The sequence below is a fragment of the Lysinibacillus sp. NPDC086135 genome (genome assembly GCF_044746345.1).
Lineage (GTDB): Bacteria > Bacillota > Bacilli > Bacillales_A > Planococcaceae > Lysinibacillus.
Genome location: NZ_JBIVCA010000014.1, coordinates 1 through 19473, shown reverse-complemented (window position 1 = coordinate 19473; position 19473 = coordinate 1). Strand labels below are relative to the sequence as shown.

At 33.4% G+C, this 19473-nt stretch carries 20 protein-coding genes and 3 pseudogenes; 9 read left to right on the top strand and 14 right to left on the bottom strand.

What is annotated here, in order from left to right; translation table 11 throughout:
* Nucleotides 1-82 precede the first annotated feature (82 nt).
* From ACIPKN_RS17600 to ACIPKN_RS17580, 5 genes and pseudogenes are all read left to right on the top strand, one after another.
* Nucleotides 83-532, top strand: coding sequence for a GNAT family N-acetyltransferase (locus ACIPKN_RS17600; RefSeq protein ID WP_400938387.1), 450 nt, complete (start codon nt 83-85; stop codon nt 530-532).
* Nucleotides 533-931: 399 nt separating this feature from the next.
* A pseudogene (locus tag ACIPKN_RS17595) lies at nt 932-1874 on the top strand (alpha/beta hydrolase fold domain-containing protein).
* Nucleotides 1875-2631: 757 nt separating this feature from the next.
* Nucleotides 2632-2913 (top strand): hypothetical protein, encoded by a 282-nt coding sequence (locus ACIPKN_RS17590; protein WP_400938384.1) that lies wholly within the window; start codon nt 2632-2634, stop codon nt 2911-2913.
* Between the two features lie 357 nt (nt 2914-3270).
* On the top strand, nt 3271-3723 hold the full coding sequence (locus ACIPKN_RS17585) for a hypothetical protein (protein WP_400938382.1): 453 nt from the start codon (nt 3271-3273) through the stop codon (nt 3721-3723).
* A 121-nt stretch (nt 3724-3844) separates the two neighbouring features.
* On the top strand, nt 3845-3991 hold the full coding sequence (locus ACIPKN_RS17580; protein ID WP_400938380.1) for a hypothetical protein: 147 nt from the start codon (nt 3845-3847) through the stop codon (nt 3989-3991).
* Between the two features lie 357 nt (nt 3992-4348).
* On the opposite strand, the gene ACIPKN_RS17575 is transcribed toward ACIPKN_RS17580, so the two are convergent.
* Nucleotides 4349-5260, bottom strand: coding sequence for a glycine betaine ABC transporter substrate-binding protein (locus ACIPKN_RS17575; protein WP_400938378.1), 912 nt, complete (start codon nt 5258-5260; stop codon nt 4349-4351).
* Between the two features lie 853 nt (nt 5261-6113).
* Here ACIPKN_RS17575 and ACIPKN_RS17570 point away from each other — a divergent pair.
* Nucleotides 6114-6404 (top strand): hypothetical protein, encoded by a 291-nt coding sequence (locus ACIPKN_RS17570; RefSeq protein WP_400938375.1) that lies wholly within the window; start codon nt 6114-6116, stop codon nt 6402-6404.
* A gap of 82 nt (nt 6405-6486) precedes the next feature.
* Nucleotides 6487-6963, top strand: a complete 477-nt coding sequence (locus tag ACIPKN_RS17565; protein WP_400938372.1) for a hypothetical protein — start codon at nt 6487-6489, stop codon at nt 6961-6963.
* Between the two features lie 970 nt (nt 6964-7933).
* On the opposite strand, the gene ACIPKN_RS17560 is transcribed toward ACIPKN_RS17565, so the two are convergent.
* Complete coding sequence (locus ACIPKN_RS17560) at nt 7934-8449, bottom strand: hypothetical protein (protein WP_400938369.1); 516 nt, start codon at nt 8447-8449, stop codon at nt 7934-7936.
* A 304-nt stretch (nt 8450-8753) separates the two neighbouring features.
* Complete coding sequence (locus ACIPKN_RS17555) at nt 8754-9023, bottom strand: hypothetical protein (protein ID WP_400938367.1); 270 nt, start codon at nt 9021-9023, stop codon at nt 8754-8756.
* 463 nt (nt 9024-9486) lie between these two features.
* On the opposite strand from ACIPKN_RS17555, the gene ACIPKN_RS17550 reads away from it, so the two are divergent.
* The gene (locus ACIPKN_RS17550) at nt 9487-9684 is read left to right on the top strand and encodes a hypothetical protein (RefSeq protein WP_400938364.1); all 198 of its coding nucleotides are present in this window, start codon (nt 9487-9489) and stop codon (nt 9682-9684) included.
* A gap of 62 nt (nt 9685-9746) precedes the next feature.
* On the opposite strand, the pseudogene ACIPKN_RS17545 reads toward ACIPKN_RS17550, so the two are convergent.
* From ACIPKN_RS17545 to ACIPKN_RS17495, 11 genes and pseudogenes are all read right to left on the bottom strand, one after another.
* A pseudogene (locus ACIPKN_RS17545) lies at nt 9747-10376 on the bottom strand (IS1595 family transposase); the annotation flags it as partial.
* 413 nt (nt 10377-10789) lie between these two features.
* The gene (locus tag ACIPKN_RS17540; RefSeq protein WP_400938361.1) at nt 10790-12145 is read right to left on the bottom strand and encodes an NAD(P)-binding domain-containing protein; all 1356 of its coding nucleotides are present in this window, start codon (nt 12143-12145) and stop codon (nt 10790-10792) included.
* A gap of 97 nt (nt 12146-12242) precedes the next feature.
* Nucleotides 12243-12440 (bottom strand): hypothetical protein, encoded by a 198-nt coding sequence (locus ACIPKN_RS17535; RefSeq protein ID WP_400938359.1) that lies wholly within the window; start codon nt 12438-12440, stop codon nt 12243-12245.
* 16 nt (nt 12441-12456) lie between these two features.
* A complete protein-coding gene (locus ACIPKN_RS17530) occupies nt 12457-13260 on the bottom strand; it encodes an arsenite methyltransferase (RefSeq protein WP_400938356.1) in 804 nt (267 codons plus the stop codon).
* A gap of 12 nt (nt 13261-13272) precedes the next feature.
* Nucleotides 13273-13554: a Fe-S cluster assembly protein HesB gene (locus tag ACIPKN_RS17525; protein WP_376070251.1), complete on the bottom strand. Its 282-nt coding sequence runs from the start codon at nt 13552-13554 to the stop codon at nt 13273-13275.
* Nucleotides 13551-15320 (bottom strand): arsenical pump-driving ATPase, encoded by a 1770-nt coding sequence (arsA, locus tag ACIPKN_RS17520; protein WP_400938352.1) that lies wholly within the window; start codon nt 15318-15320, stop codon nt 13551-13553. The genes ACIPKN_RS17525 and arsA overlap by 4 nt, the downstream gene beginning before the upstream one ends.
* Before the next feature lie 2 nt (nt 15321-15322).
* On the bottom strand, nt 15323-15682 hold the full coding sequence (gene arsD, locus ACIPKN_RS17515; protein ID WP_400938350.1) for an arsenite efflux transporter metallochaperone ArsD: 360 nt from the start codon (nt 15680-15682) through the stop codon (nt 15323-15325).
* 1 nt (nt 15683) lies between these two features.
* On the bottom strand, nt 15684-16103 hold the full coding sequence (gene arsC / locus ACIPKN_RS17510; protein ID WP_400938348.1) for an arsenate reductase (thioredoxin): 420 nt from the start codon (nt 16101-16103) through the stop codon (nt 15684-15686).
* 12 nt (nt 16104-16115) lie between these two features.
* Nucleotides 16116-17174: an ACR3 family arsenite efflux transporter gene (gene arsB / locus ACIPKN_RS17505; RefSeq protein ID WP_400938346.1), complete on the bottom strand. Its 1059-nt coding sequence runs from the start codon at nt 17172-17174 to the stop codon at nt 16116-16118.
* A complete protein-coding gene (locus ACIPKN_RS17500) occupies nt 17164-17493 on the bottom strand; it encodes an ArsR/SmtB family transcription factor (protein WP_400938343.1) in 330 nt (109 codons plus the stop codon). Before ACIPKN_RS17500 ends, arsB begins: the two co-directional genes overlap by 11 nt.
* A gap of 236 nt (nt 17494-17729) precedes the next feature.
* Nucleotides 17730-18441 (bottom strand): annotated as a pseudogene (locus ACIPKN_RS17495) (cation diffusion facilitator family transporter); the annotation flags it as partial.
* Nucleotides 18442-19110: 669 nt separating this feature from the next.
* Between ACIPKN_RS17495 and ACIPKN_RS17490 the strand changes: the two are divergent.
* Nucleotides 19111-19242, top strand: a complete 132-nt coding sequence (locus ACIPKN_RS17490) for a YjcZ family sporulation protein (protein WP_400938665.1) — start codon at nt 19111-19113, stop codon at nt 19240-19242.
* Nucleotides 19243-19473 lie beyond the last annotated feature (231 nt).

Here is a 19473-nt window from a genome sequence, read left to right as displayed (position 1 = left end):
ACCTGCAACAGGTATTATTCATCGAATTTACATCAGGAAAATAATATAGAAAGCAGTAAACAAAACTTGAGGAGGTATTGTAGTGAACCAATACAAAATGATTATTACTCAGTATAATCCCAAATACGCTGAACAAACAGTGGATATGTGGCGAGATAGTAAGGAACAGGCTATTGGTCAGAAAGAAATTCACAACTTTGAAAGTCACGTTTATTTTTTAAACCATATATTATCTGAACAGTTTCAAATAGATTTAGCGTTAATTGATGAAAAAGTAGTTGGAATGATTGCCTATAATGAAAGGGAAATAAACCAGCTATATATTCATATAGATTATCAAGGAATCGGTATAGGTCATACATTACTAGATAAAGTAAAAGCACAATCAAGCGGGAGATTAACATTACACACTTTTGAAGTAAATGTAATTGCACAACGATTTTATGAAAAGCAAGGATTTGCAATCATAGGTAGAGGACACGAAAATGAAGGAAATTTAGCTGATATTCAATATGAATGGAAATCCACATAATGCAAATGTAAACGATGATTGTAATGGAATGGCACTCTAGGTAAAAATTTGATCATCCATTTATTTTTTAGAAAACAGCCTAAAAGAAACATGGCTATCAGGTGCAAAATGGAAAAATTCAGGGAATACATTTATTATAATAGTTGAAATGGAGGCTCATGCTCACTTTTTTACGAGATGGAAAAAGGATTTTAAAATTTTTTATTTTGACCTTGAAACATAGTTCAACCTGTATCCTGTAAACGATGCAGTATAGATCAAAAACGCCTCCGTTCCATTAAGTAAGACATTCTATCCAACTTGTTAAAAACTTTTGATAAAGAGATACATGGCTATCTCCAATCATACCGTGTTATGAAACATGACCAAGAAAAATGTTTAAAGGAGAGAAAATAAAAAATGAGTGTAGAAATTTATACCGGAGAACGTTCTGAAGAAAGTGTTCAATTTGAAAAATTGTTAACTTCCGAAAGTAATAAAAAGAGTTTTTCTAGTATTGAAAACACCGAACAGTTTGTTAAGCAAATGGGAACTGAAAATATAAAACCATATGTTATTGGGGACGATGTTCAATTTTTAAATGATGTTAAGGAGCAATCATTCGAGGGCATGCAAGTTTTCACATTAAATGAACAAGAGTCCCTGAAGCAAAAAGTTATTCTATATACATGGTGGTGCTTGGACGAATCAACCTTTAAATTTTCACTGGTGGTTCTTGGATAAAATAGCGCAATCTTTAAATGCGAAAATAATTACTCCTATTTACCCTAAAGTACCTCATTTTAACTATAAAGATACTTATTCAAAAATCCTAAACCTTTATAAAGAAATACTTGAAACTGTTGAAAGTACCAAGCAATTGACCATCATGGGAGATTCGGCAGGCGGCAATATAGCACTTGGGCTGGCTCATCTTTTAAAAATGAACCATTTGCCGCAACCAAAAGATATTATTTTATTGTCTGCATGTGTTGATATGAGTTTTGAAAATCCTCATATAACTGAATATGAAGAAAAGGATCCGATGTTAGCTAGGGAAGGAATGGAAGTCATTACAAATCTTTGGGCAGCTGATAAAAAATTAAAAGACTCGTTGATCAGTCCAATATATGGTGACTTTAAAGGACTTGGGAAGATTACTCATTTTATTGGAACACATGAATGTTTATATCCAGATACAATAAGACTTGATGAAAAACTAACAGAACAGGGAATTGAAATCGATACTTTTGTTTATCCTAAAATGAATCATGTGTTTGTTGATATGCCAATCCCTGAAGCGGAGAATGCACAACAGAAAATTATTTCTATAATTAGTGTATTGAAAGAAATGGAGAGTTAACTGTACAAGAAGCGGCCACCAGGAGGGAAAACTTCGTTTAAAACAAGAACTAGAAATTTTTAAAAAAGGCTATTATTATATTCACGCAAATATAGAAGATAAGAGCTAATCGACCACATTACGAAAGAAAGCGAGCATCAACCTGCGATGTGTGCAATTTTAAGGTGTCTGAAAGTGGTGCCTGAAAGTACGTATTATCAATCAATTCATAAAAGCTGAACAGCTATCACGTCGTCGAATAAAGGCTATTCACACGCATTTGTGTCATTCGTAAGGAAAATGATGGCTATTATAGTGACCAAAAATTTTTCAAAGGTAGTTTGATTGCATTTTATGCATTATGAAAAAAGGACATTCGTGCAAACATTACAAAAAATACAGTCCGACGCCTAAATATAGTAAGCAGTGAAAGCGTGTTAAAAATAAAATTTTATGGCAGATATTACGTATTTTCACACGCTTTAGGATGATTAGTGATATTGGGTGTCGGCATAAGATTAAACATATTTAGTTACAAATAACGTTTGACTTGATCAAGACTCATAGTACAAACGGATTTAAATTTTTATATACACAAGTCAAGTTTTTGCGAGCTCTTAAAGAAATACGATTTTACACTTTTGTAGCCTGTAAAAGGACACCAAAGTCTAACTATAAAACCAATAAAATAAACATATTTGATGATTTATTTTCGGACATTAAAGTTTAAAGTATTTATAATATTGGGAATGTTATAAATTACGAAGGAGTTGTTCATGTGTATAATCCTCTTGTAACGAATATTTCCAATAAGTATGGAAATATTCATTGGAAATCAAAAAGTCTTAAAATAGATAGAGAAGTATTTCTTTATAGCGATTTGGAATATGATAATTGGTTGACAGTGGAGTGTAATCCATCTATCATCAACTTTTGCGAACAACCATTTCTAATTAAAATTCCCTACAATAATACTATCAGAACTTCTATACCGGATATGTGGATTCTTTATGATAATGGTGATGAAGAAATAGTCGAAGTAAATACTCTAATGATTTAACTAAGAATAAAGTAAAAGAGCAAATAGAGATTCAACAAATATGGGCTACAAAAAAATGTATTAGACATAGAATTGTAACTGAAAGAGAAGTTCGTGAAAACCGTTTGCTTTTATCAAACTATAAGTCTCTATTAAGCATTTTAAAAAATGTTGATATAAAGGAACTCGTTGCATTAGATGATTACCTAGATATTATAAAAGCTAAAGAACGATTATAAGTTTCGGAATTTTCAGATTTGTTAAAGGTAGATAAAACTGTTGTCTTAAAAAACATCGCTTTTTTATTGTATAGGGGACAAATAAACTCAAACCTAGATACATGTTATTTTGGAACTAAATTGGAGGTGTCACAAATCAATGGGGAAATACTCTAATATATATCAAAGCATAAGTAAATCAGATATTTTAGAGTGGCCAAGTGTACTAGAAGATAGCCTTACTGCTAAACAGAAAGAAATCTACATTAATCGAAAACAGGCTGTTGTTGCGTATATTGAACGTAACGAGACGATTGATAATATTTGTTCATGGTATGGAATTAAAAAATCTGAAGTCTATAGATTACTAAAGAGATGTTTAGAAACACATACGGATGGTCGATTATTCGGTTTCAGAGCACTAATTCCGTACATGAGAGTTCAATCAACTATTAATGCACCTTTCGAGCAATTATTAGAAGAATACCCAGGTCTTAAAGACCAAATTGAAAAAGATTTCTTAAATGCATATAAAAAGGGTGAGGTTAGGGAAAGAAATTTAAGCACTAAAACTATTCATCAAAGGTTTATGAGAAATTGTATCTGGTATTGAACTTAATCAGTATCCATTAAATACACAAACGAAAGCTTATAAATCTGTTGAACGCTATTTAAAATCTCTGTCGAATAAGCATTTTGTTGCTGTAGCAGCTCGTTCCGGTGAAGAATCAAAAATGTTAGCTAAAAATACTGGTGCAAATTTCACAGAATTTCAAACACAAACGCCAATTCGTCCTTTTGAAAAGGTAGAATTTGATGGACATAAAATAGATGTTAGTGGGGAATCAGAGCACATAGTCTTCGAGATCAAAAATCCATAAATAAATTGCATAAATCTAATAATATTCAGATACCTCATAATGAAGACCCTATTGATATTTATCATCAATATCTAAGCTCAAAAGCGAAATCCAAAGACGGTCGTAATAAGTTAATTGGATTTGAAAAGAATCAAGAGAGTAAGAAATTACGTTACAAACAAAACGATGAAATTATATATGTGAAATAGATATCTGTCAATATAATAGATGTAACAAAAGATTCTATTAAAAATAAACATATGTTAAAGTATCTTTAAAAGTGAAAATGCCTCGATGAGATAAACATCGAGGCATTTTTAGGGCTAAATATGTGAAAGGCTGTTTGAAGGTCAAAATTATTCAGTAGTTAACTTTTTATTACTTCTTAGGCTGTAAATCCTCAATTGAGTCAATGTCCATATATGCAGGAACTACAAATCCATTTTTTGTACCTTTTAAGTTCTCACCTAAATCAATTAAGTCATCCTTATATTTTTCATAAAAAGAGCTATGTGTTGTTGGTAACCAAGCAGCTACTGTTGCATCAGCTACGCCTGTAGCGATAGCTTGAAACATAATTGCAGGATCTACAGGTGTGATTGTGACAGTGTATCCGAGTTCTTCAAATACAGCCTGTAATACACTACTCGAAGCTCTTTCTGAATCCCAAGGTGTTGAAGCTAATTCAATTTCTTTTCCGCTTACTTTTTTCGTATCTTTTGTCCACTCATTTACTTTGTCTTGGTTTTCTTCTATCCATTTGTCTGCTGCATCTTCAAATGAACTCGTTTGTGCTTCAAACATTACAGCTTCCATATCTTCTGGTTCCCAATAAAATCTATCCAAAATTGTATACGCATCCGGTAAGTCTTTTTCCAAGCCCTTACGCGCAAGTGTATTGATATTTTCCGATCCACCTAATGTCCCTTGAGGATCTTCTAAAAACTTCAAATCATAAGATGAAAACATCCAATGTGGTGTCCATCCGGTAATAATAATTGGATCTTCATTTCGAATAGCCTGCTCTAATGAACCTAACATCCCAGGTGTAGAACTTTGTTCAAGCTCCCAGCCTTTTAAGTTTTCATATTTCTCTATAGTATTTTCCGCCAGACCAGTCAACCCAGCTCCTGGTTCTATTCCTATAATCTTATAGTCCACTTGCTCCCCTATGCTTGGCGTAGTTCCTATTGAATTGCCATTGTCTTTTTTACTATCTCCATCTCCACAGCCTGTTAAAAGTAACGAAATAGCTAACCCTAAAGTGAGTCCTACAGATTTCAATTTCATCTTTTTTCATCCCCCTAGTTTGAAAACTTAGAGTTTTAGCGACTTCCTAAGAAACCCTTTATTAAAAATTTTTCACTCTACTACCAAAAGTAACAACTTGATTTTAACAACAGGTTGTTACTTTTGTCAAACCACTCAATCTTTTAAATACCCATTTTTGCACGTTTACTAACATAATTCTTCACAAAAAAAAGCCTTTGAACGGCTCTCAGTTCTTTATTTTAAAAAAATAAAAATAGCCTATCCATAAGGTTATTTTTCCGTGAGACATTTCCATAATTTGTTTAATAAATAGAATGAATATATTAAAATGAAGGTAAAAGATGATATTGTTTACTAATTCCTAATAAAACGTAATTATTGGTTTGGGGATAAAAAATTGAACAGAAATTCAATAGCAAATATATTTTTTTTACAGGAAGCATTTTGCTCATATTAAAATTACTATTTGTAATAGGGTATTTAAATGAGGTTCGAGTAAACTACGATACATATGTTCCTTTAAATGTAATTTTTAGGAGCACTAGATTAAACAGTAGGAGGTATAACTAAAATTAGTTTTTAAATATTATTCGAAAAGATTTACATTTTTAAATAATATACCGATGAAAATATTATAATAGAAGTCAGACACTTTTTATTGAAAAGAAATCAAATCTACAATAATTATAATTAATTAAGTTAGACAAATTTGATAGTCTCTAAATTAGACAAGATTAATTTGATAAATTAGCCTAAAAGTATAATTGATATAGGATTAACATAGATAATTCTAATTTGTCTGAGTTTAAAAGGTAAAATAAGTCCAGGTAATCTAGGAGGACGATGTGCTTGTGGTCGGCGGTTACGATACATGTTTACAATTGAATATCAGATAACTCATAATAAAATTCAATATGGAAAGGATCACTTGAGTGCATTTTTAAATATTGAAGTGAATGAAATAGATGCAGTTATTAATGAATTAGATAAAATTGATTATGAATTAGATGAACTCTTATGGAAAACTGAGAATAATGAGTACTACTATGAATACTATGAAAGACTCCCTGATAAAACAGTAGTTTCTGAAAGCATTATAAAACATATCGAAATGAATGTTCCGTTTTTAGATCGACAAATAAATAGGTTAAATAAACATTAACAAATAGAAGCATTAGAGGAAGAGCAACGAAAAATTCAGCGTGAAGTTGAACTTGAAAAGCGTCAGGAAACAAGAAGACAAATTGAAGAATTACTTAAAGATTGATGATATGTTGGAAGCTGAGAGAAAGGCTCAACGCGAAGCTGAGTATAAAAGACAACAACAGGAAAATGAGCGCATTGAAAGATTGTTGCAAGAAAAAAGGGAGAAGGATGCCAAACTAATTGACACAGTAAAAGCACAACTCAGCTATGGTGCGACATTTAATGATATAGCATATTCGCTTGTATTGAATGGTCAGCATAGCGCGGTGGCGATTAGTCATATTATGGCTGATGATTTTGGTTTTGATAAAAGATTTTCTATAGGTGTAATGAAGAGACCTTATATTTATATGGATGTTTTATTGTCTTTAAAGAAACAAGTCGATAACGGAAATTTAATCATGGATGAATCATCGAACATAGAGGATTGTATTTTCTGTGTTAATCCATATCATGCAGAAGATAGTTGTAATAAAACTGATGAAGTGCAACAACAAACTCTTTTACTGTTTTAATTCGCAAGCTTGGAATTTACAGTGACTATCAAATTATTATTTTAAAGATACAATACAATAGTTAAGTTAAAAAATCATGGAAAATAGTTTTAAATTTCAGGATGAAAAGAATTTAGGAAGTGGGAATTTAGTAATAAAAACAGTATTTCTACATATAAATGTTTGTTATCCAAAACTAATCTGAAATAAAATGGTAAAATAAGTATGAAAAAACATCTAATTATTATTGTAATTAAGTGAGAAACGTCCAAGAAAATTTCGATATAAAATAAAAAAATAAAAGAATCCATTTTAATCAATCATGTTTTTTATGGATTCTTTTTATTTTTTTATAGTAGAAACATTTGAGTGAATCCTATGAGGAATAAAAAAGAAGACATCAAAGTCTAAACTTTTTTGATAATGAAGTAAAGTTTAGACTTTGATGTCCATGTACATAGCCGTTTCGTCTCAATGTTATTAGTATACTTTTCATTGATACGCAACTTCCTATAATTTATATTATGTAAACTTAAATTATTTGGCGTGGAGGAGGGCTTAGATACGTCAACTACCCATAATATCTGTTGTACATTTACAAGAACTTCAGGTCTTTTGGGATAAGAACTTCGGGTCTCCTATAGTTAACTATATTATTTTTAATTTAAGATAAGAACTTCGGGTCTTTTCTTGTTGTAAAAGGACCCGACAGCATAGATATTTTGTTAATTATGTCTTATATACAGGTGCCATTCTCTATATGTACATGGCCAAGAACTTCCGGACACTTTTAATAAGGCTGTTTTCTCAAAGATTGTTGCTTCTATAAGGAAAAGGATTCAACACAACAGAAAACCAGAGTTAATCTACAAATTAGGCACTTGTAAAGTAAACTCTGGCTTTTATTTTTTGCAAACCCTAGAAAGAATGTTTGTTTCGAATGTCTTTGCATCAAGTTCTAACTCCACTTAATATTGATATGCCATCTCATTTAATCTTTAAAAAAAGTAGGAAGCCCAACTTCTCTTAATAGGTCATTAAAGTTATATTTATGTTCTTTAAGGCCTGAGTCAGTTAGCATCTGTCTAAGAACCAAGTACAATTGCATTTCAACAAAATTTAATTGTTCTGTATTATCTAACTGAATTAAATAACTTATTATTGCATTGTATAAAATTGGGAACTCTTGTTTAATTGCATCTCTATTATCGATAAACGCTCTAACATAATCTTCAAAATTATAAGTCCTGTCTTTAGATGAATTGTAGCTCTTTTCTTTTTTTTGATCTTTAATTGGGCGAAAGATAATACTTGACCCTATTACCCAATTACCCAGACCAGCTGCAAAAATTAGAAGCGAATACTTTCTGACTTCGATATCTGGATGTGAAAAGTATCTATAATATTCATCATAATTATCCTCATCCCAATATTTTGCAGTATCAAAAAATCCAATTTCAATTCCTTCTAAAATACTCTTTGCCTTGTCAACTAAAGTCCTTTTCATATATAATTCCTCATTTCTATCGTCATTGCAAACCTCTAAATAATTAATAATCTATTCTGATATGTAAAGTATAAATGAGTCACCATCAGCTGTAAGAATCCCAGAACTAATATTAGGAAACTCATTAATTATGGTTTTCCAAGCCAAAGTATAAAAATGGGATAGCATACCCAAAGGATACTTGATATTAACCTGGCCGAAAATACACAGAGCCCTTGGAAACTCTTACTAGAGTTAATAAGGGCTCAAAGGTGATGTCTTGTGACATTATTTCAACAATCTTAGTTAAATCTTGATATATAGATTAGTTTATAGGGTATGCAGATATTACAACCCAATCGTACTTACCATAGCCTGCCCAATCGCTGCCTTTATGAAGTACTACAAGAACATTATTACTTTCCAGACTAATATACGTTTGTTTAGTTTTTCTATTCGGATTACTTGTAGGTTTTAAAACTGTTGTACCATCTACAACTTGCATTACTAAATCCATCATTCCTAACGCGCTATAAGAACCCCAGAATTGACTAGCATTACCTATAGTTAAATCATCCATACCAGTAACTTGCATATGCCTATCCTTTATATGACAGTATCCAAAAGTAGACTACATTGTTTTTATAAAATTAACAATATTTTGAAGCGCTTCATAATAATGATATTACATAAATATAATTATATCAACTTCATTTTTATGTAGTTTAGAATTATTTATCAAATTTTGATTTTCTTATTATTTTTTAGCTGTTTTCTAAAGGCAACATAAAGACAGATTAATTCTACAAAATGTGTAGGGAATGTACTTTATCTTTTAGTTTTGATATTTCGCAAACCGAATTTTTAACTAAAGCATTCAGATGGTTTAAATATGATTTCTCATAAATTCTTGGATAATTCGTAATAAGTAGTGGATTACCTTATTTATTATTTTACTCATATTGTGCAGTAAATGAATCAATCCATATTTTCAAATATTACCTAATCATGTTATCCTTATAAAAGTTATTAACCTAAATATTAGGAGTTGTTATGAAATGAAAACACATTCTAAAATTGGATATATCATATATGTTTTAGGCATCTTTTCGCTTTCAATCGGATTATCGAGATTAACTGGTACCCTAGAATACAATTCATTTATTTCAAATAAATCTATTGCAATAATATTCTTTGCTATAGGGCTTTCTGTTATTTTCATTTCATTCTTTGTAAAACCCCTAAAAGATAAATAACTCTACTGCACATTTTCTTTCAGATATTCATTCATCATAGCGATGAAACCTCTGAAATCTGCTTAAAAAGCATCTGAATAAAGATGCTTTTTGTTTTGTCTTAATGCTTCAACTGTAAAATAGTTAGATTTTTGACAAGCTGAAATAAGCATTTGCTCTACGCGATTTTCAAATGCCAAGTTTTTATGTATCTCAAGCCAACGATACCAGTAGAGGTAACTATCCAAATAATACGTACCAACACCTTGAAAACGTTCCATCCACCCTTTCAAACGGCGATGGAAGTTATTAACGTGTTGTATGTGGAATATCCCCTTTTTTACTCGTTGATTTTGATTAAGATTAATTGTTTCGTGTTTAAGATTTTTTGCTGCTGCAAATTTTTTATAATTGGTAGCTGTATCCGTGCATAACAAAGAAGAATGGGCTATATAACCCCCGATAACCATATCAATTTCTTCTGCTTTTACACGACCTCTCCCCGCCATCCTCGCAATAATATTGTTATTTCGATCTTGTGCTACAACTACAGCAATTTTTTGATTTGAAATGCCTCGTTTTTCATCCTTTTCTCCTCGTTTTTTTGGTTTGCGATGTGTAAATCTACGACCTTTTAAAGATTCACGAAAGAAAGTCTCATCACTTTCAATGATGCCAGATAATTGGTTGAAGCCGTGACCATTTGTTTCGAAGGTTGCCATCCCTGTTTCGATTCCTTCTTTATAAATCTTTAATACCTCTGCTAAATCTTTTTGCTCCATATTATTAATGAATACTGCGTCCATTCATTTCCCCCCTTATTATGTTCAAAAAGGACTGCTAGCTTTCGCTAACAGTCAAGTAATTAAACGTTATAGATTTTCCACATCGGACTTACCTCATTTTATATTTGTACTAGTTATGCTTCTTTTTTCTGATTCGAAATGACATATATAATAAATGCTATAGGTCCAGTTAAAAAAACACCAATTAACCATATTAGAAAATGTTGCTTACTAATTTTATTTTTCAGATATTCAAGTGTAAAATATGAAAGTATTAAAATAATTAACAAATATATTCCCACTATAAATAGCTGATCAAACAAACATATCCCCCATTCCAATTAACAACATGTATTTGATAGGCTAGAAAGATTACTACTGCATACTCCTGTTTCTGGTAGATCTAATTCCACACGTTGCGAAGCTTCCTCATCACCTGCTAAATAAGCTGTTATTGATCGGACTTGTTCATAACCTGTTGCCATTAAAAATGTTGGTGCACGTCCATAACTTTTTGCGCCGACAATATAGAAACCTTCTTCTGGCTGTCTTAATATTTCTTCTCCATGTGCTCGTACTGTTCCACAGCTATGCACGTTAGGGTCAATTAGTGGTGTTAATGCTTCCAAACTCTCTGTTACATTATCAATGGAAAGACGTAGTTCGCTGTTTATTGAAAAATCTGGTCTACTTCCTGCATTTACAATGAGTTCATCGAATCCTTTTAATACCGTTTGTTCTCCATTTAAGGAACCAACAATATTTATTTTTTCACCTTTCTTCACCATTGAAATATAGAATGGTGTAATCACTTCAATCTTACCTGCATCTACTAATTCACGAATACGTATACCTAGAGCACCACGTGCTTTCAAGGCATCTTTTTCTTCCCCACCATATACTTCTTCAGCAGATTTCTTGCGCATAATCCAAACAAGTTTCGTTGAAGGACTCTCTTTTTGTAATTCAGCCAAAGATAATAAGGTATTGATAGCTGAATGACCGCCGCCAATAACAGCAATTTTCTTATTTGCATATCTTGAAGTGTTCATTTTTATATCTGGAATTCCATACTCAATGTGTTCAGCTAATACTTTTTCAGTTTGTAGCCAAACACCTGTAGAGTTTGCTGGGTTTGGGTTCCCCCATGTACCTGTTGCATCAATAACATCTTTAGCCTCAATGACATGTGTGTCGTTTTCCGTTTCAATATATACCTTATAGGACTGATTTAAGCGATTTTTTGATTTCATCTTATCATTAAATTGACGTGAAACTCCCACTACTTTTGAGTTTAATTGAATGAAAGGTTTTATTTGTGCTAACTCTGCTAAAGGCTTTAAATAGAGATCAATTAACTCATGCCCAGTCGGTAATGTTTCTAAGTTAGGTTCTTGCCAATTCGATTCCTCAAGTAAAGCTTTGGCAGCTTTATTGATGTTATATCGCCATGGAGAAAATAATGTAACATGACCCCAAGTGCGAATATTATGAGCTACTTCATTCCCAGCCTCTAGTAAAATAAAGGACTGATTTTGTTCTACTAAATGAGCAGCTGCAGCTAAACCGACTGGACCAGCACCAATTATTACGATAGGTAAATTCTTATTTAAAATATTAAAAGTTTCTTGTACCTCGATATCTTTAACAGTAGTACAGCAAGAACCATTTTGTTTAATTATGTTAAGTGTTTTCATAAAAAATCCTTCTCCTCTATAAATATTTAATATAAGCATTTTCTTATATACAGTTTATTTTTTACGTCTAGCATTAAGCTAGACGTAAATTCAATCATTATTTCTTAATTTCAATTATGGCTTTCTCGAATTGGCACCATGTTGAAGGTTCGTAGCGCTCAATATCTCCTTTAAAGAAGAAATCAAGGGCATATGATTCAGCTTGGGGTAATGTATATTCTCTACTCTTCATAATTAGAGTTAAATAAGAAATGAAATATTCTTTTGTTAACACACTTGCATGATTAACAGTCATCGTTGTTCTCTTCCTTTTATTTAACAGCTTGAATAATAGCTGAGACAATATAGTTTTCTAAATCATAATTAGGTTCCCATTCACGGATAAATTCTTTTGACTCGTCTTTTGATACGATTGAGATATTTGTAAAGCCAGCATTCTTTAAAAATTCTTCATATTCTTCAATCGAAACAGCACCAGAAATACAACCAGAATATAAATTCATATCTGTTAAATAACTCTCTGGCAAGGCTGCCGTTAAAACAACATCTGAAATCGCTAAACGTCCACCCGTTTTTAAAATACGGTAGGCTTCTTTGAATACTTGTTGTTTGTTTGGCGAAAGATTAATCACACAATTTGAAATGATAATATCAGCTGTATGATCCGCAACAGGCATGTGTTCAATTTCACCTAATCGAAACTCTACATTTTCAAAACCTGGCTTTTCTGCGTTACGACGTGCCTTAGAAATCATTTCAGGTGTCATATCAATGCCAATTACCTGACCTTCTTTCCCCACCTTTGGTGCAGCTAAGAAGCAATCGAAACCACCGCCAGAACCTAAATCGACAACAATTTCTCCAGGCTTCAAATCTGCGATTGCTTGTGGATTACCACAACTAAGTCCCATATTTGCTCCATCGGGAATAGAAGCGAGTTCTTCTTTTGTATAGCCCATTTTTTGCGAAATTTCTTCGATGGAAATATTTTGATTATCATTCGGATTGCAGCAGCTAGAAGCTGGAGTACAGCATCCTTGTGTGCTATTTAATTTCAAGGCTACTTTCCCGTAATTTTCGCGTACATTAGCACGAATATCATCTTCTCTTTTCATTTCTGCAACTCCTTAACAAGACTTTGGTGAATATCCTACTAACACTAAACCTAGTTCACCATTCTCTTCTTCTGCATGAATTGTGACTTCTGTTAATTGAGGTGCGATATCTGGATGAATGGCAACTTCGATACCTTCGATTGTCTCTACAGCATCTTCATTCGTTGGTGCTTCTAAGCCCACACCTAAATTAACTCCACAGCAACCTGGAATGCCAAAGAAACGAAGTGTTTTCACCTCAGAATCAGCTAATACCTGCTCTAAATAATTTTTACCTTCTGGACTCATTTTCATTTGATTTTCTCTCCTTTAAGTTCATGTAAGCCTTTTGTTCCAACTGGTGGTGTTTTTACCCATGGTATGGCCACGAATTGATTATTACTAATGGATTTGATTTCTTCTAACCATTTTGTTTCAGCTTGTTGCTTTTGTATTAAAGTTGGACTAGTTGTTTCAATAGATGAAAATGTTTGATTGACAACCCACCAATCAACAGACAAACCAGCTCGCTGTAAATCATTTTGTAAACGTGTTGCTTCAAAAACAGGTGTTGCTTCAGGAAGTGTTACAATGGCTACACTTGTATAACTAGCATCACGTAAACGTGGTAACAGATTTGAAACAGCTGGAGGGATTTCACCTTGCGAACGGCTTATTTCACGATGATAAGCTTCTGTCGCATCTAGTAACAACAACGTATGACCTGTTGGAGCCGTATCAATAATAATTACTTCATTTTGATGATTTTCTACAACATTGGCAAATGCTCGAAATACTGCAATTTCCTCTGTACAAGGTGAAGCCAAGTCTTCTTTTACAAATGCTAAGCCTTCTTCATTCATCGTTTCGCTCGCTTTTGCAAGCACCTCTGCCTCATAATTTGCAACTTCTACTTTCGGATCAATACGATTTACCGTTACATTTTTAACTTTGTCATCACCGAATGTCCAATTTAGATGTGCTGCTGGATCTGTCGTAGTTAAATGCACATGCATGCCCTCTTCTGCTAATCGTAGGGCAATATACGAAGCAATTGTTGTTTTACCAACCCCACCTTTGCCCATTGTAAAAATAAGCTTCGGTTTTTGTTCTAAGTAATGAGCAATCATTCCCTCTACTTCTGGTATTGTCGTACCTTTTTCTGATTCATTTTCATGTATGATAACCGTATCTGTCATCCATGCTTGCATTCGCTCAATATTTGATAATGAGTATGGTACAAAAGGTAAATAGTATTGTTCAAATTGTTTTAACTCTTTAGGAATTAACCCTAATGCTTCTGTTTGGCGTGCTATGAATTCCTTCTCTATTTCATCATTAGAATTAAGCTCTTTCATATAGCCATTAACTAGTAAGATCTGATTTTGAATACCGATTTCAAACAGTTCATGAGAAGCACGTGCAGCCTCTTTTAAAGGGTTTCCGTCTGGACGTGTCACAAGCATTAATGTCGTTTGATTGGCGCTTTTTAAACGTTCTACAGCCTCTTTGTAGATTTCACGTTGTGGTTCTAATCCTTTTAATGGACCTAAGCAAGATGTACCAGTAGTGTTATCATCTAAGAACGTAGACCACGCTGAAGGTAGTTGTAATAGACGTAATGTATGCCCTGTTGGAGCTGTGTCAAACACGATTGTATCGAAATTTTCAATCACTGAACGATCCGTTAACAGTGTTGCAAATTCGTTAAATGCTGCAATCTCAACTGTACATGCACCTGAAAGTTGTTCCTCCATGTTTTGAAGAACTACATCAGGCAGTTTCCCTCGGTATGGGCCAACCATCTGCTCTTTGTAATGTTGAGCCGCCTGTTCAGGATCTAGATTTAATGCGAATAAATTGTCTATCCCTTTAATTTTTGTAGGCGTATTAGAAAGTGTTTGATCGAATATATCCTGTAAGTTGGATGCTGGGTCCGTACTAATTAACAGCACCTTTTTTCCCTCAACCGCAATAGCTATTGATAAACTACAAGCAACGGATGTTTTTCCAACGCCCCCTTTCCCTGTAAAAAAGAGGAAAGGGGTGTCCGGAAATTGACTTCTTGTAAAGCGTTCCATTTTTACGCATCTCCTTTTATTGAGAAGCGTACTTTTGGTTTTTGTAATAGTTCTTCTTCTGAAAGTCCCGACCACTGTGAAAATTGCTCATTAGTAGGGTATTTCCCTTTACAAAGTAATTCTCCATCTACAAACGTTGCAGGCAGGGCATCCATACCTTCTGACATTAGAAGCTGATTGATTGCTTCATTTTCCACAAAAGCATTCGGCTCGCTTGTAAGATTAAAACGTTCAGCTTCTATATCTGTTTTCTTTAAATTATTCATTACGAATGACATGCGTAAAAGCTCTGGGTCTATAGATGGTCCACATAAGCCCGTAGAACAGCACATTGCTGGCTCATAAATATGAATTTTTTTCATTTTATTTCAACTCCTCAGCTACAAATTGTTCAATACGTTTTCCAATAGCATCACGTACGTTTTGGAAAACTTCCCACTTCTCTTCTTCTGTACCTGACGCCTTTGCTGGATCTTCAAATCCCCAATGCTCACGACGTACATGAGATGGCGTCATCGGACATTTATCTGCTGCATCTCCACAAAGAGTAACAACTAGTGTTGCATTATTTAATGTCTCGATATCAATTAGGTCCGACGTATGATTCGAAATATCAATTTCTACCTCTGTCATAGCTTTGATAGCATTCGGATTTACTCCATGTGCTTCAATACCAGCACTTTTGACTGCCCAGTCTGTAGGCAATAAATTTCTTGCCCACCCCTCAGCCATTTGACTACGGCAAGAGTTCCCTGTACATAAGAAATAAAGTGTATTTGTCATAGTAAGTGCTCCTTATAATTTAATGGTTTTAAAATATTTTTTCTGCCAGCGTAAGGCAACCCATACAAGTCCAATGAGTACAGGTACTTCGACAAGAGGACCGATAACAGCCGCAAATGCCACTCCACTATGAAGGCCAAAAACACCTACAGCTACAGCAATTGCTAACTCAAAGTTGTTACTAGCAGCTGTAAACGAAAGAGCTGCTGTGACAGGATAAGATGCACCTGCTTTACGAGAAGAAAAGAATGAAACAGCAAACATCACAACAAAGTAAATGAATAATGGGATAGCGATTCGTACCACATCGAGTGGTAGTTCGACTAATTTTTCGCCCTTTAATGCAAACATCATCACAATTGTAAATAGAAGTGCAATTAAAGTAAGTGGTGAAATCTTTGGTAAGAACTTTTCTTCATACCACTCTTTTCCTTTTGTTTTAATGCCTATCAATCTCGTTAGGAATCCGGCAGCGAATGGTATTCCTAAGTAAATAAGAACACTTTTTGTAATTTCCCACATGGAAATGGACACATTAAAATTCTCTAAACCAAACCAACCAGGTAAGACATTTAAGAAAAAGTAAGCAAAAATCGAATATGTTAAGATCTGAAAAATGGAGTTAAATGCAACTAGACCAGCAACATATTCTCGATCCCCACGAGCTAAATCATTCCACACGATTACCATTGCAATACATCGAGCTAAACCAATCATAATCAGACCAGCCATATACTCTGGATAATCTCGCAAAAAGATAATGGCTAAAAAGAACATTAAGAACGGACCCAGTAACCAGTTTTGGAAAAGTGACAGTAAAAGAACTTTCCAATCCTTAAACACACGCCACATTTCCTCATATTTTACTTTTGCCAACGGTGGATACATCATTACAATTAGCCCTATGGCAATAGGTATCGATGTTGTACCAACCGACATTGATTCTAATGCTTCACCAATGTTGGGCATTTTTATACTCAATAAAACGCCGATACCCATCGCAACAAATATCCAAAGGGTGAGGTAGCGATCTAGAAAAGAGAGCTGTTTAGTTAAGGATTCATTCTTCATTTACATTTCCCCCTACGTGGCAACAGTCGGTGCTACAATCACATCCAGTCACAGGCTGAATCTGATCTAAAATACCCTTCATCAAAGGCGTTTGATCCTCCACTAAACGATAATGTTTCCAAGTTCCTACTTTTCGCTCTGTAATAATACCTGCCTCCTTTAATTTTCGAAGATGTTGACTAACTGCTGGTTGTGAAATGCCTAAAACATCCACAAAATCACATACACATGCCTCCCCATTTTTCATACATGCAAGTAATTTAATGCGATTCAAGTCAGCTGCTGCTTTTAATTGTTTTTCAATTAGTGTATTTTCCATTTATATGCTCCCTTTATATAATCATTTACTTATATATGATTTAAAATAAAATCACCTAACCAATTACAGGTGATTAAATTTATATATAACTATACACTTATATTATGCTTGTTAAATAATAAATGCAATAGATTTTCCACTCATTCAAAAATTTTTTCTAGAGCTGTTTTCTTTTTGGTACTTCACATAAAGATTTATTGTATAGAATTACAAAAAATAAACCACTCGATTGAGTAATAGTGACCGTGTTCTCTTGCACGGAGTTTGTCTATTCGTTTTACTTGATTAAATTCATAAATAGTAGCTTCATACTCGTCTAAAAGTTCCTGATCCACACTTTTTTCCATTAATACATCAACAGAAGGTTTAACTAATTCCATTGCGATATTAAAAACAAAATATGCTACTAAAGCACTTGCAATAGCGTCCGCGTATAACAAAAATGTCCATCCAATTGCATTTCCTATTATCGCTAAAAGGACTCCAATAAATGCAGCAAGGGAAGCAACAATATCACCTTTATGATCTAGTGCAATCGCTATAATAGCCTTACTATTTCACTTTTTCCCCTGTTTTATGGAGTATCTATACAATATTTCTTTCGCTATATAAGAAATTATGGCTGCAATCAATGCACTGTACTGCGGTACACTGGGTTTTTCAAAAAATGCTAAAATTGCTTCTACTAATATATAGAGTGAAACTAATATCAAAATAATTCCAACGATCGCTTCACTAATAACCTCTGCTTTACCATGCCCAAAGGGATGATCCTTATCAGGTGGCTTATTAGAGATACCTACGACTGCTAGCACAGCAATCGAAGCTACTACATCTGCACCAGAGTGAATTCCGTCTGCAAATACAGCCTCACTTCCCTAGAATTAGGTTGGATACAAGTACAATCCATGCAACTTTTTTGCTAATCTGTTCTCTTTCACTAACCATTTATTTCTCCTCCGATTAAGGGTTTTGTAAATAAAAATAAAGGAAGAAATTCTCCTCAAATATCCTTAATCTTCTTCCGTCAATTAATACCTCAACTATGATATCAGACGAATATCGAGTGGGTCTACAGCAACCTTTTTTACCATTACTAAATAATTTTAGAGTATAAAAATAAGTTGCTTCAGACCAAATTAATCAAATTTAGGTTTCCCGAAAATAGACGTTTCGTTTACAAAAATCATTATGTTCTGAATGGATAGAAATAGGGTTACTGGAGAACAACAAATTGAATGGCACTTGGCACTATGTAAACTAAATGACTAAAGGACACCCTTTCCATTCCAACTATCATATCTGTTCATTCTACAATATTTCCTTATTATGTATTCTTGTATCCTTACATACAATGTGTTTGGGATAGCAAACTCTCACCTCACCCATTACTTTTATTAAGACATTGCTATCCCATTTTACATAAAAAAAGCATACCCTATTGGATATGACCAGTGGTTAGCATGTTTTTAACCTATCATCTATTAGACGGCTAACTATACAAAAAAATAACCTCATCCTAATTCTACCAATATGATGAATACCTCCTTAGCTTTCTTTAATTTTACATATAATAGACATAGAAAGGAGGGGAATTACATGGGATACTACGGTAATATGGGTAATTACAATAACAATTGCTATTACGGTGGTGGTTATTACGGCGGTGGCTCCGGTGGCTCATCTTTCGTTCTAATTGTCGTTCTATTTATTCTTTTAATTATTATCGGCGCAACTTTCATGTATTAAACAATAGAGCCTTGGTTAATACCAATCACAAATAGCGAGAATAATGCATAAAGCTAATTTAGCTTTACATCACCTTATTTAAGGAGGCTGGGACATAACTAGCTTCAATTAGTGAGAAATCCGACTTTGAATTCACTCAAAGTCGGATTTCTCTATCTTTTATGTTGTCTCCAGATAGCTTTTAGCTAATGGCTGTGAATTTTCTTAAATTCACGGCCATTAATGCGAGGC